The organism is Micromonospora sp. WMMC264, assembly GCF_027497275.1.
GTDB lineage: Bacteria > Actinomycetota > Actinomycetes > Mycobacteriales > Micromonosporaceae > Micromonospora > Micromonospora chalcea.
Map to the genome: position 1 here is coordinate 2,041,207 of NZ_CP114907.1, position 20,557 is coordinate 2,061,763.

Annotated in this window: 22 protein-coding genes; 14 read left to right on the forward strand and 8 right to left on the reverse strand. The window is 73.0% G+C overall.

The window, feature by feature from the left end:
• Positions 1–35 precede the first annotated feature (35 nt).
• From O7542_RS08360 to O7542_RS08385, 6 genes are all read left to right on the forward strand, one after another.
• Entirely contained in the window at positions 36–848 is an 813-nt protein-coding gene (locus O7542_RS08360) for an ABC transporter ATP-binding protein (protein ID WP_166455954.1), read from the forward strand.
• Positions 845–1,561, forward strand: a complete 717-nt coding sequence (locus O7542_RS08365; protein WP_166455953.1) for an ABC transporter ATP-binding protein — start codon at positions 845–847, stop codon at positions 1,559–1,561. The genes O7542_RS08360 and O7542_RS08365 overlap by 4 nt, the downstream gene beginning before the upstream one ends.
• 13 nt (positions 1,562–1,574) lie before the next feature.
• A complete protein-coding gene (locus O7542_RS08370) occupies positions 1,575–2,453 on the forward strand; it encodes a branched-chain amino acid ABC transporter permease (RefSeq protein WP_166455952.1) in 879 nt (292 codons plus the stop codon).
• Positions 2,450–3,595 carry a branched-chain amino acid ABC transporter permease gene (locus tag O7542_RS08375; protein ID WP_069088511.1) on the forward strand — a complete coding sequence of 382 codons (1,146 nt, stop codon included), beginning with the start codon at positions 2,450–2,452 and terminating at the stop codon, positions 3,593–3,595. Before O7542_RS08370 ends, O7542_RS08375 begins: the two co-directional genes overlap by 4 nt.
• A 52-nt stretch (positions 3,596–3,647) precedes the next feature.
• A complete protein-coding gene (locus O7542_RS08380) occupies positions 3,648–4,919 on the forward strand; it encodes an ABC transporter substrate-binding protein (protein ID WP_166455951.1) in 1,272 nt (423 codons plus the stop codon).
• An 89-nt stretch (positions 4,920–5,008) separates the two neighbouring features.
• Positions 5,009–5,635, forward strand: coding sequence for a hypothetical protein (locus tag O7542_RS08385; protein ID WP_064445710.1), 627 nt, complete (start codon positions 5,009–5,011; stop codon positions 5,633–5,635).
• A gap of 16 nt (positions 5,636–5,651) precedes the next feature.
• On the opposite strand, the gene O7542_RS08390 is transcribed toward O7542_RS08385, so the two are convergent.
• From O7542_RS08390 to O7542_RS08405, 4 genes are all read right to left on the reverse strand, one after another.
• A complete protein-coding gene (locus O7542_RS08390) occupies positions 5,652–6,239 on the reverse strand; it encodes a cysteine hydrolase (protein ID WP_281605985.1) in 588 nt (195 codons plus the stop codon).
• 10 nt (positions 6,240–6,249) lie between these two features.
• The gene (locus tag O7542_RS08395) at positions 6,250–8,337 is read right to left on the reverse strand and encodes a glycogen debranching N-terminal domain-containing protein (RefSeq protein ID WP_281605986.1); all 2,088 of its coding nucleotides are present in this window, start codon (positions 8,335–8,337) and stop codon (positions 6,250–6,252) included.
• Positions 8,330–8,698, reverse strand: coding sequence for an SCP2 sterol-binding domain-containing protein (locus O7542_RS08400; protein ID WP_064445712.1), 369 nt, complete (start codon positions 8,696–8,698; stop codon positions 8,330–8,332). The genes O7542_RS08395 and O7542_RS08400 overlap by 8 nt, the downstream gene beginning before the upstream one ends.
• Positions 8,699–8,772: 74 nt before the next feature.
• Positions 8,773–9,189, reverse strand: coding sequence for a MarR family transcriptional regulator (locus O7542_RS08405; protein WP_043323514.1), 417 nt, complete (start codon positions 9,187–9,189; stop codon positions 8,773–8,775).
• Between the two features lie 98 nt (positions 9,190–9,287).
• Between O7542_RS08405 and O7542_RS08410 the strand changes: the two genes are divergently transcribed.
• Both O7542_RS08410 and O7542_RS08415 read left to right on the forward strand, forming a co-directional pair.
• Positions 9,288–11,078 carry an ABC transporter ATP-binding protein gene (locus tag O7542_RS08410; protein WP_187693206.1) on the forward strand — a complete coding sequence of 597 codons (1,791 nt, stop codon included), beginning with the start codon at positions 9,288–9,290 and terminating at the stop codon, positions 11,076–11,078.
• A gap of 102 nt (positions 11,079–11,180) precedes the next feature.
• Complete coding sequence (locus tag O7542_RS08415) at positions 11,181–11,738, forward strand: M23 family metallopeptidase (RefSeq protein WP_083297014.1); 558 nt, start codon at positions 11,181–11,183, stop codon at positions 11,736–11,738.
• Between the two features lie 91 nt (positions 11,739–11,829).
• On the opposite strand, the gene O7542_RS08420 is transcribed toward O7542_RS08415, so the two are convergent.
• Positions 11,830–12,615 carry a hypothetical protein gene (locus O7542_RS08420; RefSeq protein ID WP_281605987.1) on the reverse strand — a complete coding sequence of 262 codons (786 nt, stop codon included), beginning with the start codon at positions 12,613–12,615 and terminating at the stop codon, positions 11,830–11,832.
• Between the two features lie 330 nt (positions 12,616–12,945).
• Here O7542_RS08420 and O7542_RS08425 point away from each other — a divergent pair, with 330 nt between their 5' ends.
• The gene (locus O7542_RS08425) at positions 12,946–13,491 is read left to right on the forward strand and encodes a hypothetical protein (RefSeq protein WP_043323518.1); all 546 of its coding nucleotides are present in this window, start codon (positions 12,946–12,948) and stop codon (positions 13,489–13,491) included.
• Here O7542_RS08425 and O7542_RS08430 read toward each other — a convergent pair.
• Together O7542_RS08430 and O7542_RS08435 are read right to left on the reverse strand one after the other, a co-directional pair.
• Positions 13,419–13,724, reverse strand: coding sequence for a hypothetical protein (locus O7542_RS08430; protein WP_274478698.1), 306 nt, complete (start codon positions 13,722–13,724; stop codon positions 13,419–13,421). The two genes, O7542_RS08425 and O7542_RS08430, sit on opposite strands and share 73 nt — an antisense overlap.
• Before the next feature lie 2 nt (positions 13,725–13,726).
• Positions 13,727–14,002, reverse strand: a complete 276-nt coding sequence (locus O7542_RS08435; protein WP_274478696.1) for a DivIVA domain-containing protein — start codon at positions 14,000–14,002, stop codon at positions 13,727–13,729.
• A gap of 217 nt (positions 14,003–14,219) precedes the next feature.
• Between O7542_RS08435 and O7542_RS08440 the strand changes: the two genes are divergently transcribed.
• From O7542_RS08440 to O7542_RS08460, 5 genes are all read left to right on the forward strand, one after another.
• Positions 14,220–14,459 (forward strand): winged helix-turn-helix domain-containing protein, encoded by a 240-nt coding sequence (locus tag O7542_RS08440; protein WP_209962198.1) that lies wholly within the window; start codon positions 14,220–14,222, stop codon positions 14,457–14,459.
• Between the two features lie 58 nt (positions 14,460–14,517).
• Positions 14,518–15,363: an alpha/beta hydrolase gene (locus O7542_RS08445; protein ID WP_281605988.1), complete on the forward strand. Its 846-nt coding sequence runs from the start codon at positions 14,518–14,520 to the stop codon at positions 15,361–15,363.
• A gap of 285 nt (positions 15,364–15,648) precedes the next feature.
• Entirely contained in the window at positions 15,649–18,558 is a 2,910-nt protein-coding gene (locus tag O7542_RS08450; protein WP_281605989.1) for a M36 family metallopeptidase, read from the forward strand.
• Positions 18,559–18,745: 187 nt separating this feature from the next.
• A complete protein-coding gene (locus tag O7542_RS08455; protein ID WP_030499301.1) occupies positions 18,746–19,186 on the forward strand; it encodes a ribonuclease domain-containing protein in 441 nt (146 codons plus the stop codon).
• Positions 19,187–19,247: 61 nt separating this feature from the next.
• Complete coding sequence (locus tag O7542_RS08460) at positions 19,248–19,664, forward strand: barstar family protein (protein WP_274478692.1); 417 nt, start codon at positions 19,248–19,250, stop codon at positions 19,662–19,664.
• A 128-nt stretch (positions 19,665–19,792) separates the two neighbouring features.
• On the opposite strand, the gene O7542_RS08465 is transcribed toward O7542_RS08460, so the two are convergent.
• Positions 19,793–20,521: an HD domain-containing protein gene (locus tag O7542_RS08465; protein ID WP_064445723.1), complete on the reverse strand. Its 729-nt coding sequence runs from the start codon at positions 20,519–20,521 to the stop codon at positions 19,793–19,795.
• Positions 20,522–20,557 lie beyond the last annotated feature (36 nt).

Below are 20,557 nucleotides of genomic sequence, written 5' to 3' on the forward strand. Positions count from 1 at the left end.
TTTTTCCGCGCTCCGTCGACCGGCACGAGGTGACGATGAGCCCACCGGCCACCCCCGTCGACGATCAGGGTCTGGCGCTGCACCACGTCGGCGTACGCTTCGGCGGCCTGGTCGCCCTCGACGACGTCTCGCTGCGCGTACCGCCCGGCCGGGTCGTCGGCGTGATCGGGCCCAACGGCGCCGGCAAGACCACGCTGTTCAACGTGGTCTGCGGCTTCGTCCGACCCACCGAGGGGTCGCTCACGCTCGACGGCCGGCCGTTCCGGCCCCGCCCGCACGCCCTCACCCGGCTCGGCATCGCCCGCACGCTGCAGGGCGTCGGCCTGTTCGCCGGGCTGACCGTGCTGGAGAACGTGGTGGCCGGCGCGAGCCACACCGCCCGCGCCGGTTTCGCCGCCGCGCTGTTCGGCCTGCCGCGCAGCGACAACGACGAGCGCCGGCTGCGCGCCCGGGCCCTGGACCTGCTCGCCGAGCTGGGCATCGACAAGCACGCCGACGCCGCGCCGGGCACCCTGCCCTATGCGGTACGCAAGCGGGTCGCGCTGGCCCGCGCGCTGATCGCCCGCCCCCGGCTGCTGCTGCTCGACGAGCCGGCCGGCGGTCTCGGCGCCGACGACGTGGCCGAGCTGGCCGACCTGGTCCGCGCGTTGCCCGACCGGGCCGACGGCTGCGCCGTGCTGCTCGTCGAGCACCACATGGACCTGGTCATGTCCGTCTGCCACGACCTCGTGGTGCTCGACTTCGGCAAGGTGATCGCCGCCGGGGCGCCGGAGAGCATCCGCGACGACCCGAGGGTCACCGAGGCCTACCTGGGCGCCGACGTGCCGGTCGAGGGGAGCACGCCGTGACCGCCGTGCTGGAGGTGGAGGCGCTCAGCAGCGGCTACGGCCCGGTGCCGGTGCTGCGCGACGTCGCGTTCACCGTCCCGGCCGGCACCGTCACCGCCGTGCTCGGCGCCAACGGCGCGGGCAAGACCACGCTGCTGCGTACCCTCTCGGGCCTGCTGCGGCCCACCGGCGGCCGGATCCGGTACGCGGGCGAGGACCTGCGCGGCGTCCGGGTGGAACACCTGGTCCGGCGCGGGCTGGCGCACGTGCCGGAGGGGCGCGGCGTGGTGACCGAGCTGACCGTGGCGGAGAACCTGCGCCTGGGCGGGCTGTGGCGGCGTGACCGGGCCGACGCCCGGCGCGCGCAGGACGAGGTGTACGAGCTGTTCCCCGCGCTGGCCCGCCGCCGCGACCACGCCGGACACCAGCTCTCCGGCGGCGAACGGCAGATGCTCGCGATCGGCCGCGCGCTGATCGCCCGGCCCCGGCTGCTGCTGCTCGACGAGCCGTCGCTCGGGCTGGCGCCCAAGGTCACCGCGCAGATCATGGCGCTGCTGCGGCGGCTGCGCGACGAACGGGGGCTCACCGTGCTGCTGGTCGAGCAGAACGTGCGCTCCGCGCTCTCCATCGCCGACCAGGGCATCGTCATGTCGCTCGGGCGCGTGGTGACCGCCGCGCCGGCAGCCCGGCTGCGCGACGACGACCAGCTCCGGCACGCGTACCTCGGATTCTAGGAAGGGGTCGCGGATGGAGCGGTTCTGGTTCCTCACCTTCGACGGGCTCGCCGCCGGGGCGGTCTACGCGGCGTTCGCGCTCGCGCTGGTGCTCATCTGGCGGGCCGCCCGGGTGGTCAACTTCGCCCAGGGCGCGATGGCCGTGGCCACCGCCTACGTCGGCTACGCGGTCGTCTCCGCCACCGGCTCGTACTGGCTCGGCCTGGCCGCCGCGATCCTGTCCGGACTGGCCCTGGGCGCGCTGGTGGAGCGGGTGCTGATGCGGTTCGCCGGACCCGGCGGGCCGCTCAACCAGGTGATCGTCGCGCTCGGCCTGGTGCTCGTCATCCAGGCGGTGCTCGGCATGATCTTCGGCAACGAGTACCGTCCCGCCCCGGCGCCGTTCGACACCGACGCGCTCACCATCGCCGGGGTGGCCGCGCTGTCCCCGTACGACCTCTGGGTGCTCGGCGCGGCGCTCACGGTGGTGGCGCTGCTCGCGGTGCTGTTCACCCGCACCCCGATCGGATTGCGGATGCGGGCTGCCGCGTTCGCCCCCGAGGTGTCCCGGCTGCTCGGCGTCAGCGTCGGCCGGATGCTCACGCTCGGCTGGGCGCTCGCCGCCGCCGTCGGCGCGCTGGCCGGGATGCTCGTCGTCCCCACCGGACTCGGCCTGCACTCGCACGCCATGGACCTGGTCTTCGTGGTCGCGTTCACCGCCGCCGTGGTCGGCGGCCTGGACAGCCCGGTCGGCGCTGTCGTCGGCGGCCTGCTGGTCGGGCTGATCCTGTCCTACGTCACCGGCTACCTCGGACCGGACACCACCCCGCTGGCCGTCCTGGTGCTGCTGCTGGCCGTCCTGCTGGTCCGCCCCGGCGGGCTCTTCTCCGCGGCGAGAGCGAGGCACGTGTGACGACCACCCCGACCGAGACCGCGCCCGCCACGGCGTCCCCGCTGCGCCGGCTGCTGCCCGGCGCGCCGGCCGGACGCGATCCGCGCGGCTCCACGCTGCTGCGCCACCTGGCCGTGGCCGTGTTCGCCGGCACGCTCGTCGTGCTGGTCACCAACCAGCTCGCGCCGTACCAGAACCTCCAGGTGGCGCGCGTCTGCGCGTTCCTCTGCGTCACCGCCGGGCACACCGTGCTGGTCGGGCTCAACGGCCAGCTCTCGCTCGGGCACGGCGCGCTGATGGCCACCGGCGCGTACACCGTGGCGCTGACCCAGCAGGCCCTCGACGAGCGGGCCGTACGCGGGTGGTGGACGCTGCCGGCGTCGCTGCTCGCGGGGGTCGCGGTGACCGCGCTCGGCGGACTCGTCGTCGGGCTGGCCGCGGCCCGGCTGCGCGGCCCCTACCTGGCCGGCGTGACCCTCGCCGTGGCGACGCTCGTCCCGGCGGTCACCACGATCTTCACCGGCGTGTTCAACGGCGAGCAGGGGCTGTCGTTCCCGGCGCAGACGCCACCGGCCGCGCTCGGCGCCTACTTCCAGCCCGAGCGCTGGCTGGCCTGGATCGCGCTGGCCGCCGCGCTGCTCACCATGCTGCTGCTGGCCAACCTGGTGCGCAGCCGCTTCGGCCGGTCGCTGCGGGCGGTACGCGACGACGAGGTCGCGGCCCGGCTCGCCGGCATCCCGGTGGCCCGTACGCAGGTGCTCGCGTTCGTGGTCAGCGCCGCCTGCGCCGGGCTGGGCGGCGGCGTGTACGCCATGCTCACCGCCACCGTCGCGCCCGGCAAGTTCCCGCTGGACCTGTCGCTGTTCCTGCTCATGGCGATCGTCATCGGCGGGCTGGGCAGCCTGGCCGGCGCGGTCTGGGGCGCGGTGCTGCTGGTCGCGCTCCAGGACCTGCCCGGCCTGCTCACCGAACACCTCAGCCTCTCCGCCGGGCTGGCCCAGCGGCTGGAGGGCAACCTCGCGCTGGCCGTGTTCGGCCTGGTCCTCATCGTCGTCATGCTCGCCGCCCCGGGCGGCCTGCAGGGCGGCGTGCGTGCCCTCACCGCCCGCCTACGCGGGGCCGTCCGCCGCCGTCCCGCCACCCCCCGGCCGCCGGACCGCTGACCTCACCGGTTCCACCCACACCGTTCGCACCGTCGCACCGGAATGGAGAACCATGCGCACCACCACCCGCCGCGTTCTCGCGGCCGCCGCCGGCCTGGCCCTGCTGGCCGCGCTGCCGGCCTGCGCCGACGACGAGAAGCAGGCCGCCGAGAACGTTCCCGGCGTCAGCGACTCCGAGGTCGTCATCGGCACCCACCAACCGCTCACCGGACCGGCCGCGCCCGGCTACTCGAAGATCTCCGCCGCCACCAAGGCGTACTTCGAGCACGTCAACGCCAAGGGCGGCGTGCACGGCCGGAAGATCGTCTACAAGGTCATGGACGACGGCTACAACCCCGCCAACACCGAGAACGTGGTCCGCAAGCTGGTGCTCGACGACAAGGTCTTCGCGCTGCTCGGCGGCCTAGGCACGCCCACGCACACGAACGTGCTGGAGTTCGTCAAGACGCAGAAGGTGCCGGACCTGTTCGTCGCCTCCGGCAGCCGCAACTGGAACGAGCCGGACAGGTACCCGACGACGTTCGGCTGGCAGCCCGACTACACGGTCGAGGGCAAGATCCTGGCCAGCTACGTCAAGCGGGAGTTCCCCGGCGCGAAGGTCTGCCACTTCGGGCAGAACGACGACTTCGGGCGGGACTCGCTGGTCGGCGTCGAGCAGGTCCTCGGCCCGGTCGCGGCGAAGCAGACGTACACCACCACCAACCAGCAGGTCGGCCCGGCGATCGGGGCGCTGCGCGCGGCCGGCTGCCAGGTGGTCATCTCGGCGACCATCCCCGGCTTCACCGCGCTGGCCATGGGCCAGGCCGCCGGGCAGGGCTTCAAGGCGCAGTGGGTGGTGTCCAACGTGGGCGCCGACTACACCACGCTGGCCGCCCAGCTCGGCGACAAGAAGGTGATCCTCGAGGGCATGGTGGCCGACAACTACCTGCCGAACGTGGCCGACACCGCGAACCCGTGGATCCAGGAGTTCACCAAGATCCACCAGAAGTACAACGCGGGCAACCCGGTCGACGGCAACGCCATCTACGGCTACTCGATGGCGTACACGTTCGTCCAGGCGATGCTCGCCGCCGGGCCCGACCCCACCCGGGAGAAGCTGGTCGAGGCCGTGCGCAAGGGCGGCTTCCGCGGGCCCGGCCTGGTCCCCTTCCGGTACGCCGACGGCGTGCACGCCGGCTACGGCGGCGTCCGGCTCACCAAGGTGAGCAACGGCGTGCAGGAGTACTTCGGTCCCGCGTACACCACGGACGACGGCGACGGCGCGGTCACCGAGTTCACCGAGCCGCCGACGAACCCGCCCGCCGACGCGGTGCCGACCGCCTGAGGCGTGCCGCCGGGCGGCCGGGTGCCGGTCGCCCGGCGGCACGCACGTAGAGTTGCCGCCGGTACCCGAGCAACAGGAGATCCGTACCCATGATCGAGGTGGAGGCCGACCCGCCGGAGCGGGTGGACGGCCGGGCGGCGCGAGCCGAGCGGACCCGGGCCGCGATCGTGGAGGCGCACCTGGCCCTGATCGACTCCGGTGACCTGCGCCCCACCGGGGAACGGATCGCCGAGCGGGCCGGGGTGTCGCTGCGCACGCTCTGGACCAACTTCAAGGACATGGAGACGCTGTTCGCCGCGACCGGGCGGCGGGTCGGCGAGCGGCAGGCCGCGCTCTGGCGGCCGGTGTCGCCGGAACTGCCGCTGACCGCCCGGATCGCCGCGTTCTGCGACCAGCGCGCCCGGCTGCTGGAGGTGCTGGCGCCCTCGGCCCGCGCGTCGGCGCTGCGGGAGCCGTTCTCCCCGCAGTTGCGCCGCAACCGGGAGGCGGCCGTCGCCCGGGTCCGGCACGAGATCGAGGCGGTGTTCGCCCCGGAGCTGGCGCACGCCGGTCCGGGCCGCGCGCAGTTGCTGGACGCGCTGACGGTGGCCGGCACCTGGTCGTCCTGGTCGATGATGCGCGACTCGATGGGCCTCGACGTGGACGCCGCCCGCGCGGTGATGGCCCGGATGCTCGGCGCGCTGCTGGTCGACGCGATCGCCGCCGGCCTGCGCTGAGCGCCCCGGCGGCCGGTCAGGAGATCTCGCCGGTGGTGGCGATCTCGCCGAGCTGGCCCAGCGTGCTCAGGTACGCCTCGTGCAGCTCGTCGGTGGCCGCCGTGCACGCGTCGGAGACGGTGACGATGCGGTACCCGTTGTCGACCGCCTGGTAGGCGGTGGCGGCGACGGCCAGGTTCGTCGCGACGCCGGTGAACACCACGGTCCGCACGCCCCGGCCGCGCAGGATCAGGTCCAGTTCGGTGCCGGAGAATCCACCGAGCCGGGTGCCGGTGACCACGACGTCGCCGGGCTGTCGCCCGACCTCGTCGACGATGCGGGTCTTCGGGTCGCCCTCCAGGAACGCCCCGCTTTCGGCGATCATCGCGAAGCTCGGGGTGTTGGTGATCAGGTCCGGGTAGCCGGGCCGGTAGGCGACCCGGGTGAAGACCACGAGGCCGCCCGCTGCCCGCGCGGCGGCGGCGACCCGGGCCGCGTTCGCCGCCACGCCGTGCCGGGCCACCTGGTCGGCGAAGAACGGGCCGAAGACGCCGTCGGGGCTGACCACCTCGGGTTGCCAGTGGACGCCCACGACCGCGGTGTGCTCCCAGTCGATGCGCTGCATGTCGATCCCGTCACGGTGCGGAGAGCTGCTGTGGCGCCAGCTCGTAACGGCTCAGGCCGCCGGCGGCGGTGCTCCTGCCGAAGGCGTCCAGCCGCCCCCAACGACCGGGGATGTCGAGCAACGCCACGTAGTCGAGGCTAGCAGGCAGAGCCGGCCGGGCCACGAGATCGTCGCCGACCGGCCGCAGGCCGAGCATCGTCCGCAGGAGCAGCAGCGGCGCTCCGGCCGACCACGCCTGCGGGCTGCACGCGGTCGGATACCGGATCGGGTAGCGGGTCTCGGACCGGTCGTGCCCGGCGAACGCCTCCGGCAGCCGGCCGTCGTAGAAGGCCGCCGCGTCCAGGATGCCGGCCGCGACGCGGGCCGCCTCCTCGGCGTACCCGTAGCGCCGCAGTCCCCAGGCGATGAACGAGTTGTCGAACGGCCAGATGGTCCCGACGTGGTAGCCCACCGGGTTGTAGCGGGCCTCGCCCTCGGCCAGCGTGCGGACACCCCAGCCGCTGAACATCGCCGGTGACATCAGGTGCCGCACCAGGGCCTCGGCCTTCGGCTCCTCGACGATGCCGCTCCACAGCAGGTGGCCGATGTTCGACGACAGGGCGTCCACCTTGCTGCCGTCGCCGTCCAGCGCCAGCGCCATGTACTCGCCGTCGTCGATCCAGAAGTCGTGGTTGAAGCGGCGCTTGAGGTCGGCGGCGTCCCGCTCCAGCCGGTCCGCGTACGCCGCGTCGTGCCAGATCTCGCGGGCCAGCCGGGCGGTGCGCACCTTCGCGTCGTACGCGTACCCCTGGAGTTCGCAGGTGGCGCGCGGGAAGCCCGGCAGCCGGCCGTCGCGGTAGGAGATGCTGTCCCAGGAGTCCTTCCAACACTGGTTCTCCAGGCCGTTCACCGGGTTGCGCCGCTCGTAGGAGACGTAACCGTTGCCGGCCCGGTCGGCGTAGTGGTCGATCCAGTCGACGGCCGCCCGCGCCTCCTGCTCCACCGCGCGCACGAGGGCGGCGTCGCCGGTCCACCGCTCGTACTCGTCGAGCAGCACGAGGAACAGGGGAGTGGCGTCCGCGCTGCCGAAGTAGGGGCTGTGCGGCGTCTCGTCGAAGACGGTCAGCTCGCCGTAGCGCATCTCGTGCAGGATCCGGCCCGGCTCCTCCTCCCGGAAGTCGTCGATCCGGCTGCCCTGGCGGAAGGCGAGCACGGTAAGCGTGGTGGCGGCGAGCTCCGGTGCGAACGGCAGCGCCTGGAGGCTGGTGAGGATGCTGTCGCGGCCGAACAGGCTCATGAACCAGGGCAGCCCGGCGGCCAGCACGCACCCGGTCCCGGCGAGGAACGGGCTGAACCGCAGCGCGGCCAGGTCGATGAGGCTCTGCCGGTAGGTGTTCTGCAACGGCCCCCAGCTGGTCTCCAGTCGCGGCGCCCGGTCCAGCCACTCCCGTAGCTCGGCGGGCTTGTCCCGGGCGTTGCCCTCGACCCGTCCGGGCAGGCTGAGCCGTTCCAGCCCGCGGGGCAGGGGGAGGTCCGGCTCGGCGGTCAGCCGGGTCTGCCACCGGCCGTGCGGTTCGATGTGCACGCGCAGCGTCAGGCCGTTCTCGTCCACCTCCGCCGGAGCCGTCGCCGACACGATCGTCTCGCGGCGGTAGCGTTCGCGCTGGTAACCCAGGACGAGTCGCGGGCCGTCGACCCGCCGGTAGTGCCGCCCCTCCCGGTTCGTCGTGCCCTCCTTGACCGCGAAGAGGTCCGCGAAGTCCGCGTCCACCTCGATCCGTACGGTCAGGTCGACGGCTCGCCGGTCGTTGTTTACCAGGACCAGTTCCTCGTGGAGTCCGCTGTTCAGCCTGTGGGTGCGGCGCACCTCGAGCGTGCTGTTGACGTAGACGTCCTGAGCGCCCGGGACCAGGTAGAACCGATTCTCGAAGTACTGGATGTCGTCGATGGACAGCGTGCTGAGCCGCTCGCCGTCGATGGTGAGCTGCCACCGGGACAGCAGGCGGGTGTCGTGGGCGAACAGGCCGTGGGTGCCGTCGTCCGCCGGGACGATGTCGCCGGCCCGGTCGCAGACCAGGAAGATCGTCCCGTCGAAGATTCCGACGTGGCCGTCACCCATGATCGTCTCCCCGGTGTCCTTCCGGGCGCGAGCCGGGCGGGGAGGGGAACAGCCGGCGTACGGTCGCGAACAGCCGGGGGCTGCCCTCCACCTCCGCCTCGCCGCGCAGGACGGTGGTCAGGAAGTACGCCTCGCCCCGGGCGATCCGGTCGAAGACGGCCCGGTCCGCCCGGACGACCGCGTCCCCGCCGGTGGCCTGCCGTGCCGCGGTGACCTCGCCCCGGGCGATGGAGACCAGCCAGTGGTCGACCGACCCGTCACCGGCGATGTCGAACCGGACGCTGCCCTCGTGGAGCGCTGTCAGCCCGCGCTGCCGGCGCTGCCCCAGGCTCCGGAAGAACTCTTCGGTGGCGTCGACCATCGGCCCTCCTCCCGATGGCGCTATTCCCCGCCACGGGGCCTGTCGCCTCACCCGGATCGGGTGAAACCGCTGATCTAGTCCTCGCGCAGGCGGCGCAGGATGCGGGTCAGCTCGGCCCGGTCCTCCGGCGGGAGCGCGCCGAAGAACCGTTCCGCCTCGGTGGCCCGCGCCTGCCGGATCGCGGCGCCCACCCGCTCGCCCTCGGCGGTGGGCGCGACCAGCGTGGCCCGCCGGTCGGCCGGGTCGGGCCGGCGTTCGACCAGCCCGCGCTCCTGCAACCCGTCGATCACCTCGGTGGCCGATCGCGGCGCGATGCGCAGGTGCTCGGCGAGCGCGCCGGGACGCAGCGCGCCGTGACGCATCAGCACGCCCAGCGCCCGCGCCTGCCCGGGGCTGATCTCCCACGGCGCAAGCGCGCGCTTGGTCTGGTGCCGCAGCCGGCGGGTCACCGCCCAGAACGTCTCGGCCAGGCTCTCGTCGCTGCCGTCCACGGGGAATACGGTAACAGGCTTTCGTGTTGTTCCCTCATGTTGAGGTAACCTCAGCATTTTTGGTAGTTCGGCATTCGTCCCCCACATGAGGAGCACCCTTGGATCGCATCCCCGACGGCCGTCGCGACGGCCGAACCGTCTCCCCGGCCGAGAAGGCCCAGGCCCGCGACGTGTCCCTGCGCCGGATCGGCGGCCTGTTCACCGCCCACCGCGGCCCGCTCGCCACCGTGGTGGCGATCATCGTGGCGTCCTCGATCATCGCGATGGCCACGCCGTTCCTGCTGCGTACCGTGATCGACAGGGCCCTGCCCGAGCGTGACCTGACCCTGCTGGCCTGGCTGGTCGCGGGCATGGTCGCGGTCGCCGCCGTCACCGCCGTGCTCGGCGTCGCCCAGACCTGGATCTCCACCCGCGTCGGCCAGCAGGTCATGCACCGGCTGCGCGCCGACGTCTTCGCCCACCTCCAGCGGCAGTCGATCGGCTTCTTCGTGCGCACCCGCACCGGCGAGGTCCAGTCGCGCATCACCAACGACATCGGCGGCATGCAGGCGGTCGTCACCTCCACCGCCACCTCGATCGCCGCCAACCTCACCACAGTGGTCGCCACCACCATCGCCATGCTGGCGCTGAGCTGGCGCCTCACGCTCGTCTCGGCGGTCGTGCTGCCGCCCGCGCTGTGGCTCACCCGCCGCGTCGCCCGGCTGCGCCGGGAGATCACCGCCCAGCGCCAGCGCGAGCTGGCCGACCTCACCGTGACCATCGAGGAGGGGCTGTCGGTCAGTGGCGTCCGGCTGGCCAAGACGCTCGGCACCGGCCCGGCCCTGGTCGACCGGTTCACCGCGTCCTCGGCCCGCCTGGTCGACCTGGAACTGCGCTCCGAGCTGGCCGGACGCTGGCGGATGGCCGCCATGAGCATCGTCTTCGCCGCCATCCCCGCGGTGATCTACCTCGGCGCCGGGTTGCCCGGCACCGCCGGCACGCTCACCATCGGCACGCTCGTCGCGTTCACCGCCCTGCAGGGCAACCTGTTCCGGCCGCTGATGGGCCTGCTCAACGTGGGCGTCACGCTCACCGCGTCGCTCGCCCTGTTCGCCCGCATCTTCGAATACCTCGACCTGCCCGTCGAGGTCGCCGAGCCGGCCCGCCCGGTCCCGCTCGACCCGGCCACCGCCCGCGGCCACCTCCGGATCGAGGACGTCACCTTCAGCTACCCGGGCAGCGACACCGCCGCCCTCGCCGGCGTCAGCCTGGACGTCCCGGCCGGCACCAGCCTCGCCCTGGTGGGGGAGACCGGCTCCGGCAAGAGCACGCTCGCCGCGCTGATCAGCCGGCTGCACGACCCGGACGCCGGCCGCATCACCATCGACGGGATCGACCTGCGCGACCTGCGCCCGGCCGATCTGGCCGCCGTCGTGGGCGTGGTCAGCCAGGAGACGTACCTGCTGCACGGCACCGTGCGGGACAACCTCCGGTACGCGCGTCCGGACGCCACCGACGCCGACATCGAGGCCGCCGCCCGCGCCGCCCGCATCCACGACCTCATCGCCGCGCTGCCCGCCGGGTACGACACCATGGTCGGCTCACGCGGCCACCGGTTCTCCGGCGGCGAGCAGCAGCGCCTGGCGATCGCCCGGACCCTGCTGCGCGACCCGCGGATCCTGGTGCTGGACGAGGCGACCAGCGCGCTGGACACCGAGACCGAACGCGCGGTCCAGCGGGCGCTGGACGAGCTGGCCCGGGGCCGCACCGTGGTGACCATCGCGCACCGGCTCTCCACCGTGCGCGACGCCGACCGGATCGCGGTGCTCGACCACGGCCGGATCGTCGAGTCCGGCACCCACGACGCGCTGCTGGACCGGCGCGGCCGCTACGCCGCCCTGGTCGGCTGACCGTAGGAAAGTTTTGATCGAGCATTCATCCGTGTAGCTATTTACCCGGCCTCCGCGCGGCCATAGCATCGACCTGGATCACTCGATGCGAGGAGGGGAACGATGTCGCTGATGACCACCGCCGCCCGGTGGCGCGTGCCGGCGCTGCTCACGACCGCCGTCGTCGCGGGCGCGATGCTCGGCGTGCAGCCCGCGCAGGCCGCCCGGCCGGGCTTCCGGATGCCGTTCCTGTGCGGCCAGACCTGGCAGGGCAACAACTGGAACGGGCACAGCCCGGCTCACGCCATCGACTGGAACCACTACGACGCCAACGGCAGCCCGGACGACCTCAACCGCCGGACGGTCGCCAGCGCCGCCGGCACCGTGCTGGAGTCGTACTACTCCACCACCTCCGGCTACGGGAACACCATCGTCATCGGGCACGGCGACGGCTGGCGCACCCGGTACGCCCACCTCAACTCGCGCGCCGTGGCCACTGGCGACACCGTGAAGCGCGGCGACGTCATCGGCCGGGTCGGCGCGACCTCGGCGAAGTACGACCTCAGCCCGCACCTGCACTACGAGCAGATCCACAACGGCAGCGTCGTGGTGGCCGTCGTGCAGGGCGTGACCTGGTCAGACGGGCTGAAGCGCAACCAGAAGAGCACCAACGGCTGCTGATCGGCCTCGCCGTGTACCTGACCGCCCGCCGGACCCGGCCGGACGAGGCGGCCGTAGCGGGTTGACCGCCGCCGTCCGCCCGTGCGGCGCGTCAGACTGCCGGTGGCTGCGGCTCGCCGGGACGCGGTCGCTGCCCCGGAGCCGGGCGCGGCGCGGGCGGGGGGAGCAGCGGCTCCAACGGGAACAGGTCCGCCGGCCCGTCGGCGTCCGGCGCTCGCGGCGCGGGCCTCGCGCCCGCCGCCTCCGGCTGCCGGTCGCGTCGGTCCCGCTCGTCGGCGTACTCGGCGCGGCGGCGGGCCAGGTCGCGCTCGCACTCCAGCGCGATGCGCTGCTCCCAGTACGGCTGGAGCAGCCGGCGCACCCGCTCGTCCAGATGCACCGTGACGTCCGGCTCGCAGGCGAACGTCACCTCCCCGCGCGCGTACGTCCAGGGCGGTGGATCGTCCTCGGCCAGCGCCGCCGTCAGCGCGGCGTGCAGGTCACGCGGCCGGTGCGGCGGCACCTCCACCGCGTACCGGACGGCCAGCCGGTGCAGCCGCTGCGTGGCCTGCGCCTGGAAGTAGTCGACGTACCAGCCGAACAGCTCCGGCCGGGCGGTCTCCGACGACCAGGTGTAGGTGGCCCGCACCAGGAACACGTACACCTGGCCCTGCGCCGGCACCACGAGCGGCTCCGGGGCGCGCCGGTCGACTGTGGTCACCGGCGTCTCCGGCTCCTCGGTCCACCAGAGCCGCCGCAGCGTGGGCTGCGCGCCGTCCCAGAAACGCCGGGCCCGCAGGCGCGCCGCGTCGCCGAGCGCCCGCGCCCGTACCCGCCAGCCGCTGCGCGGCGCGGGCCGCTGGTCGGCCGGCCCCGGATCCTCCGGCACCGCGGTCATCGCACCCCCTCCCTGCCGGATCGCGGCACCGCGCCCCGCGGCGTCGCCGGGACGCGCGGGCCGTCGGGTGAGGGGTGGCCGGACCGCCGTGGCGGTCCGCGATCCACGCTAACAACAGCGACCGGTGTACGCGCGCAGCCGCGCGGACGGCTCCGCCCCGCCGGTTGACCGATCGGACGAGCCGTCCCGTAGTCCTATCCGTGGGACTCGGGGCGGGTTCGGTCCCGTTCACGAGACCGACCATCCAAACTCGATCGGCATGCCTTGATCTGTTATCGAAGCGCTTCGTAGCGTGAGGCTCCGCGATGCTTCGGGGGAGGACCAGAACGCATGGGCGTAGACGCTCGCCACGCCGCCGGCCAGACCGTGACGTACGTGCGGTCCCTGGCGGAGCGGCAGTACGACCGGGTCTGGACTCCGGACTTCCTGCACCTCACCCCCGACGTACAGGGCTTCGCCGTCTTCCACCGCGGTGGCCTGGTGCTGGTCTACGGCGCGGTGTCGCCGGAGGACCCGGCCCGCTGGGTCTTCCGGATGGCCTGCGCGGCCGGCGCCGACGTGCCGGACATCTCCGGGGCCATGGCCTGGGCGAACATCCGCAACCGGCTGGCCGAGGAGGGGCGTTACTACTGCGTCGTCAAGGCCGACCAGAGCGCCTGCCACGTGGTGTTCGCGCTGGACGTCCGCAGCCCGCTGCTCGACGACGCCACCGCGCCCGACGCGCAGGCACTGCGCGAACTGCTGCACTTCTCGCTCGCGGTGTGCGTGCACAACGCCGTGGCGGACTTCCGCGATCTGGCGTCCTACCTGCCGGCGCGGCCCCTCGCGCCGACCGAGATCGACGCCTGGACGCTGTTCGCCGGCACCCAGGACTGATCGCGCGGCAACGGTTCGCGGGCCCGGCGCAGCCCGGCGAGCTGCACGAAGATCTCCCGCTTCGCGGTCGCGGTGCCTCGACGGTCGAGCACGTAGCCGGTCAACCAGATCCAGCCGGTGTGCGGCACCTCGGCGCCGACCGACACGACCCGGAACGTGAGCGCCCGGTCGCCGCCGAACTGCACGGACGCTCGGCCGTCGACGCGCAGCAGGTCACCGGGTTGCGGGCGCACCGCTACCAGTGGCCGTCGTTCGGCGGGCGGCACTCGCGGGCGTGCATGGTCTGCCAGTCCCGCAGGGCGCGCTTCAGCCTGTCGTTCTCCTGCGCGAGCAGGCGTACCTGTCGGTGCAGCTCGGTCAGCTCGTCGGCGACCCGGGCCTGGAACTCGCGTACCTGATCGGGGTCGACGCCGCGCCTGCGGGCGTCGAAGGCGCGGGTGCGCACCTCGTGCGAGGTCAGCCGGGCCGGTGGGGCGGTCAGGTAGAGCCGACCGGATCGATGCGGCGTCATATCGGTCCTTCCAGGAGCGGGGGACAGGTGCGGTGGGTCTGGAGGGGCGGGCCGTCCGCACGGCGGCCGCGGGCGGCCCGCCCGCTCCGCCGAACTCGTTGCCACGCGAGGAGCGGCCCGGTAGCAACACCAACGGCTTAGCCGTTTAAGTCAACCACTGATTGTTGTCGTTCATGGGCGTTTCGTGATCGAATTGGCGGGCCACGCAAGGAGCGCCATGCCTACGACACCCGACTACATCCGCATCTCCGACGACATCATCGCTGCTGTTCGGAGCAGGCGGCTCAAGCCAGAGGACAAGCTGCCGTCGATCGCCCAGATGGCGGCGGACTACAAGGTCGGTACCTCGACCATCCAGATGGTCTACGTCCGACTGGAGGCGCTCGGCGTTATTCGGCGTCACCAGGGCAAGGGCATCTTCGTGACCGACCCGAAGACCTGGATGAGAGAGCCGTAACCGGCGTCAGCCCAGCAAGCCCTCATCGGCCGGCGCGCGACTCGCCATACTGTCGGCGATGACTGGGGATGTGCGTGCCGAAGACGGCTGTCGCCTGTGGGCAGACCAGGCCGGCGTCGGAGCGCCGCTGGTGCTCTGTCACGGCGGTCCGGGCATGTGGGACTACCTCGGCCCGGTCGCTCGGCTGCTCGACCGGCACGCCCGCGTCATCCGGTGGGACCAGCGTGGTTGCGGGCGCTCCGAGCGGCGCGGTCCGTACTCGATCGGCCGCTTCGTCGCGGACCTCGACGCGGTACGCGAACGCCTGGCCGGGCCGCGAACGGCGGTGCTGGGCCACTCGTGGGGCGCGCACCTGGCGCTGCGGTACGCGATCGACCACCCGGAACGGGTCAGTCACCTGATCTACGTGTCCGGCACCGGCATCGACCCCGATCGCGGCTGGCACCCGCACTACGAACGGAATCTCCGGCGGCGGCTCGGGCCGCACCTGGATCGGTGGGAGGCGCTTGGCGCACGGGACCGCACCCCGGCCGAGGATCGGGAGCGGGCGGTCCTGCAGTGGTCGGCCGACTTCGCCGACCCCGACGACGCCGTGCGGCACGCCGAGGAGATGGCCACGCCGTGGCTCGGTGTCAACAGCGACTGCAACCGGGCGATCAACGCCGAGGTCAAGCAGGAACTCCGCATCTGCGACCTCGCGGCGCGGTGCCGGACGCTCGACCTGCCCGTGCTGATCATCGACGGGCCCGAGGACATCCGTCCCCGCTGGGGCGTCGACTCGCTGGAGAAGGCGCTGCCGAACTGCGAGCGGGTCAGTCTCCCCGGATCCGGTCATCTGCCGTGGGTCGAGAATCCGGACGGCTTCCGCCGGGCGGTGACCACCTTCCTCGACGCGACGATGTAAGCCGGGGTGCCCCCGTCCGGCACGCTACCGACCTGTGGAGATCTTGGTACGAAAGGGCCCTCATAGGGGCCGTTTCGTACCAAGATCTATTCGCGTCTCGTCTGGTGAGCGTTTGTCTCGAAACTGCTCGGCCAGGGGTGCCTGTGGGCGCCATCGAGAAATCGACGCAACAACATTTATGGATGTTCGGATGGTGTCGGCGCGTCGATCGTCCTGGTCGGATGGCGGAACGGACATCGCCGTTCGACGATGACAGGAGGGACCGTGCGCACACCATCCCGTGCGTTGACGGGGACCACCGCGCTGCTGCTGGCAGCCGGTCTGGTCCTGACCGCCGCTGGCGGCGGCCAGGCGGCACCCCGGGAACAGACCCGTACCCAGGCGCCACCCGACCACCTGCCGGGCGACCGGCACGACACCAAGGCCACCGACAACCGCAAGGGCCGCGTCGCCGCCACCGAGCGGCAGCGGGACCGGGCCGCCGCGCTCGGCGCGCGCGTGCGCTGGACCGACTTCGGTACGCCCGCCACGCTCACCTCCACCGGCAAGCCCCTGGCCACCGGCCTGCCCGCCGACCCGGTCGCCGCCGCGCGCGCGTACGTGGCCGCCAACCGGGACGTGCTGGGCCTGACCGCCGAGGGCGCCGCCGCGCTGGAACTGCTGACCGTGGCGCCGATGGGGCAGGGCGCGACGGTGCTGTTCCGGCAGCGCTTCGGTGATCTGCCGGCCGCCGTCGACGGCATGCTGTCGGTCGGCGTACGCGACAAAGCGGTGTGGCACGTCAGCTCCTCGCTGGCCCGGGACGCCGGTACGCCGGCCCCGGCCACGATCAGCGCCGAGCAGGCCCGCAAGGCGGCGATCGCCGATGCCGGCCGCGGCGACGCGCAGGTCATACGTACCTCATTGGTCGCGGTGCCCACCGCGGACCGTGGGCCGCGTGCGGCGTGGGAGGTGGTCCTCGGCGCGGACACCACCGGCGCGGACCCGGCCGCCTACTCCACCTACGTGGACGCCCGCGACGGCGCCGTGCTGGTCCGCGAGGACCTGATCGACCACGCCTCGGACCACCCGTCCTGGGAGGTCTTCCCGAACTCGCCCCGGGTCGACAGGTCCTCCGTCGACACCCGTAAGCGGTGGTGCGCCGTGCCGGCGCGCGGCTGCGCCGAGGTGGTCGGGGTGCCCGGGCACCCGGCCTGGGACGTGGACCCGGCGACCGGCGAGTCCACCACCACGACCAAGGGCAACAACGCGATAGCCGTGCAGAACTGGTTCAGCAACGACGCGTTCAGCGTCGGCACCGAGACCGCCACGCCCCGCCCGGACCGCAAATATGCGTACCCGTGGACGAACCAGTGGCAGGAGCAGCGCTGCAACCCGGAGGTGTTCACCTCGCCGCGCGCCAACGACATCGACGCGGCCCGGGCGAACCTGTTCGCGATGCACAACCGGATGCACGACTGGACGTACCACCTCGGGTTCACCGAGGAGACCTGGAACATGCAGCAGGACAACCTCGGCCGCGGCGGTCTCGGTAACGACCCCGAGCAGGGCAACGCCCAGGCCGGTGGCGTCAGCGGCGGCCCGCCGACGTTCCCGGCCCGCAACAACGCCAACCAGATCACCCCGCCGGACGGCGTCGCCCCGACCACCAACATGTACCTGTGGCAGCCCACCGCCGGCTCGTTCTACGCACCCTGCGTCGACGGCGACTTCGACATGTCGGTGATCGCCCACGAGTACGGCCACGCGGTCACCAACCGCATGATCGCCGGCCCGAGCGCCGGGGTCAGCACACCGCAGGGCATGAGCGAGAGCTGGTCCGACCAGCTCGCGATGGAGTACCTTTTCGAGCACGGGTACGCCGCGCCCGGCCGGCGCGGTTTCACCATCGGCGAGTACACCACGCAGGACCCGAACGCGGGCATCCGCAACTACAACATGAGCGACAGCCCGCTGAACTACAGCTCGCTGGACTACGACTTCGTCGGCCTGCAGGTGCACGCCTCCGGCGAGGTGTGGAGCGCCACCAACACCGACATCCGCGCGGCCATGATGCGCCGCTGGGGCAGCGGCACCCCGGCGATCCAGAAGGCGTGCGCGACCGGCGCTCGCGACGTGACCGCCTGCCCCGGCAACCGGCGCTGGATCCAGCTGGTCTTCGACTCGTTCCTGCTGATGGCGGTCAGCCAGGTCAGCATGGTCGACGCCCGGGACGCGATGCTCGCCGCCGACCGGATCCGCTTCGGCGGGGCCAACCAGGACCTGCTCTGGAACGCGTTCGCCAAGCGCGGCCTGGGGGAGGGCGCGGCCAGCGTCGGCCACACCGACCCCGACCCCACGCCGGGCTTCACCTCCCCGTACGCCCGGGAGGGCTCGCTGCGGCTCCTGCCGGTGGGCGAGCGCGGGCCGGTGGCCGGTGCGCAGCTGTTCGTCGGGCGCTACCAGGCGCGGGCCGTGCCGGTCGCGGACACCGACCCGGCGACCCCGCTGACCGACCGGGTGGACCTGGTGCCCGGCACGTACGAGTTCGTGGTGCGGGCCCCCGGCTACGGGCACACCCGGATCGGCCCGGTGACGATCAAGGCGGGCCAGAACCGGACGCTGCCGGTGACGTTGCGACCCAACCTGGCCTCGGCGACCACCGGCGCGACAGTGGCCGGTGACGGGATCAACCTGCCGCAGATCGTCGACGACGACGAGGCCACCAACTGGGCCTCGCTCGGCGCGCCGGTCGCCGGCCGGCAGGTTACCGTCGACCTGGCCGGCGGCGTCCAGCAGGTACGCCGGGTGCAGGTCAGCGCGATGCTGCGCCCGCCGGTGGCCGGTGACGCGGACACCGGCACCCAGAGCCGGTACTCCGCGCTGCGGCAGTTCCGGGTCCTGGCGTGCACCGCGCAGGGGCCGGTGACGTGCGCCGACGCGGCGGACTTCCGGCCGGTCTACACCAGCAAGCCGGACGCCTTCCCGTCGGTGGCGCCGCGTCCCCGGGCGCCGGAGCTGATCATGCGATCGTTCGACATCCCGCGCACCACTGCCACGCACCTGCGCGTCGAGGTGCTGACCAACCAGTGCACCGGCGCGCCGGACTACGCCGGTGAGCAGGACGACGACCCGCGGGCGGCGACCGACTGCGCCACCGCCAGCCCGCAGGCGCAGAACGTGCGGATCGCCGAGTTCCAGGCGTTCTCGCACTAGCTCCACGCGGCGGGTGCGGACGGGCGGCCCCTGTCGTCCGTCCGCACCCGCCGCCGTGTGTTCACGCGGGGTTCGGAGCGCCGTCGCCGGATCGGGGCTGTACCGGGGGCAGGATCCCGGACAGACTGAGCGTCGACCGGTCATCAACGCCGGTCGATGCGCTGTCGTCCCGTTCAAGGAGGATCCCTTGACCCCGTTCCGCGCCGCCGTCACCCGCGTACGCCGCGCCCTCGCCGCGTCCGCCCTGGTCGCCGCCGTGGCCGCCGCCGCGCTCGTCGCCCCCGCCACGGTCTCCACCCGGCTCGCCGAACCGGCCGCTGCCGCCGTCTACGGCTCCTGCACCCAGTCCCGCTGCGCCGACGCGCGCACCGCGCGGTCCGGCTGGTCCGCGAAGAGCTTCCCGACCAGCCGCGGCTGGTACTCGTGGAGCGGCGGCCAGTGCAACTTCGCCGGCGGCCGGTTCTACAACTACGAGGGACAGCTGCCCTCCGGCGCCACCTACTACGAGTACGACGTCTACCCGCGCGCCTGCAACGCCTCCCGGGACGCGTACCGGATCGTGGTCAACAAGAGCACCGGGGCAACCTGGTTCTCACCCGACCACTACGCCAACTTCTACCGGCTCTGAGCAGCCTCGACGCCGGCCGGGCTCCCGACGCCCGGCCGGCGCCGTCGGGAAAGGACGGATCATGGGTACGCGGTTGCCGGCCTGGCTCGGGTACGACTTTGCGCCGTCCGAGCCGGACGGTGTGCCGGTCTCCGGCGTGGCCGGCCGCACCCGGGCCGGGCTGCACGAGGCGCTGGCCGGTGCGCTGGACCTGCCCGACTGGTACGGCCGTAACTGGGACGCCCTGGCCGACGCGCTCGCCGACCGCCTCGACGCCGGTCCGCTGACAGTGGTCGTGACCGACGCGGCGTACCTGCTCGCCGACGAGCCGCCCGCGCAGCTCGGCACGCTGCTCGACGTGCTCGGCGCGGTCGCCGCCGGTGGCCACGAGACGCTGCGGGTGGTGCTGCACGACCACCCGGACCGGCTGCCCGCCCTGCGCGACCGCGTCGCCGCCGTGCTCGGCGGACGGCTCGCCGGCCCACCCGCCACCGGCTGATCCCACCACCCGCACCCGTCACCCTCACTCGGCCTGCCGACCGGGGCGGTGATCAAGGAGTTTGTGTCCGAATCAGGCCGCCGGAGCGACCCAAACTCCTTGATCAACGCCGCGAGGGCGGGTGGGGGTCAGGTGGGGTGGTCGAGGATGGCGCTGAAGCGTTCCTCGGCCAGGTCGAGCTGGGCCAGGATGTGCTCCTTGACCGGTGGCGACAACGGTGTGTCCGGGCGGGCGACCAGGTCGCGGAAGACCGGCACCAGCGGGCGGTACTTCGCGGCGGCGCGGGCCACCTTCGGCCCGACCGTGTGGATCACGCCCACGCCGTTGTCGGTGAAGTCGGACACCTTGATCACCCGGGCCCAGGGCTCCCGTTCCAGGCTGGCCGCCACGTGCTCCCGGTACTGCTCGTCGCGGTCCCGCCCCGGGTCGTACTCGGGGTTGGTGACCGCCGCGACCAGCCGGGCGACCCGCGACCCGAACCGGCCGGACAGCGCGGCGAGCGCCGCCGAGGTCACGTCGGGCCCGGTGGCCGAAGGGTCGAGCCCGGCCAACTCGGCGGGGTGGTCCTCGACCGCGTCGTGCAGCAGCCCGGCGACGATCACGTCCACGTCCCGCACCTGGTAATGGTGCATCAGCCGGATCGACACCCGCAGCAGGTGGTTGAGGTACGGCTCGCGTACCCGCCGGTCGTCGCGGTGCAGGTCGGCGGCCAGGTCGAGCGCCTCGGTCAGCCGGTCGCGGTCGGCCTCGTCGAACGCCTCGATCTCCAGCCGGAACCGGGCCAGCAGGCCGGGCTCACCGTGGATCTCGGTGATCGCGTGCATCGGCATGGTGGCGAGGTACGCGGGGAACTCCATGCGTCCCTTATAGCCGATCTTCGCTAGATCCGGGGT

Coding starts and splice junctions, on each gene's coding strand:
- O7542_RS08360 (WP_166455954.1), top strand. CDS start 36: ATGAGCCCACCGGCCACCCCCGTCGACGATCAGGGTCTGGCGCTGCAC.
- O7542_RS08370 (WP_166455952.1), top strand. CDS start 1,575: ATGGAGCGGTTCTGGTTCCTCACCTTCGACGGGCTCGCCGCCGGGGCG.
- O7542_RS08380 (WP_166455951.1), top strand. CDS start 3,648: ATGCGCACCACCACCCGCCGCGTTCTCGCGGCCGCCGCCGGCCTGGCC.
- O7542_RS08385 (WP_064445710.1), top strand. CDS start 5,009: ATGATCGAGGTGGAGGCCGACCCGCCGGAGCGGGTGGACGGCCGGGCG.
- O7542_RS08390 (WP_281605985.1), bottom strand. CDS start 6,239: ATGCAGCGCATCGACTGGGAGCACACCGCGGTCGTGGGCGTCCACTGG.
- O7542_RS08395 (WP_281605986.1), bottom strand. CDS start 8,337: ATGGGTGACGGCCACGTCGGAATCTTCGACGGGACGATCTTCCTGGTC.
- O7542_RS08400 (WP_064445712.1), bottom strand. CDS start 8,698: ATGGTCGACGCCACCGAAGAGTTCTTCCGGAGCCTGGGGCAGCGCCGG.
- O7542_RS08415 (WP_083297014.1), top strand. CDS start 11,181: ATGTCGCTGATGACCACCGCCGCCCGGTGGCGCGTGCCGGCGCTGCTC.
- O7542_RS08420 (WP_281605987.1), bottom strand. CDS start 12,615: ATGACCGCGGTGCCGGAGGATCCGGGGCCGGCCGACCAGCGGCCCGCG.
- O7542_RS08425 (WP_043323518.1), top strand. CDS start 12,946: ATGGGCGTAGACGCTCGCCACGCCGCCGGCCAGACCGTGACGTACGTG.
- O7542_RS08435 (WP_274478696.1), bottom strand. CDS start 14,002: ATGACGCCGCATCGATCCGGTCGGCTCTACCTGACCGCCCCACCGGCC.
- O7542_RS08440 (WP_209962198.1), top strand. CDS start 14,220: ATGCCTACGACACCCGACTACATCCGCATCTCCGACGACATCATCGCT.
- O7542_RS08445 (WP_281605988.1), top strand. CDS start 14,518: ATGACTGGGGATGTGCGTGCCGAAGACGGCTGTCGCCTGTGGGCAGAC.
- O7542_RS08460 (WP_274478692.1), top strand. CDS start 19,248: ATGGGTACGCGGTTGCCGGCCTGGCTCGGGTACGACTTTGCGCCGTCC.
- O7542_RS08465 (WP_064445723.1), bottom strand. CDS start 20,521: ATGGAGTTCCCCGCGTACCTCGCCACCATGCCGATGCACGCGATCACC.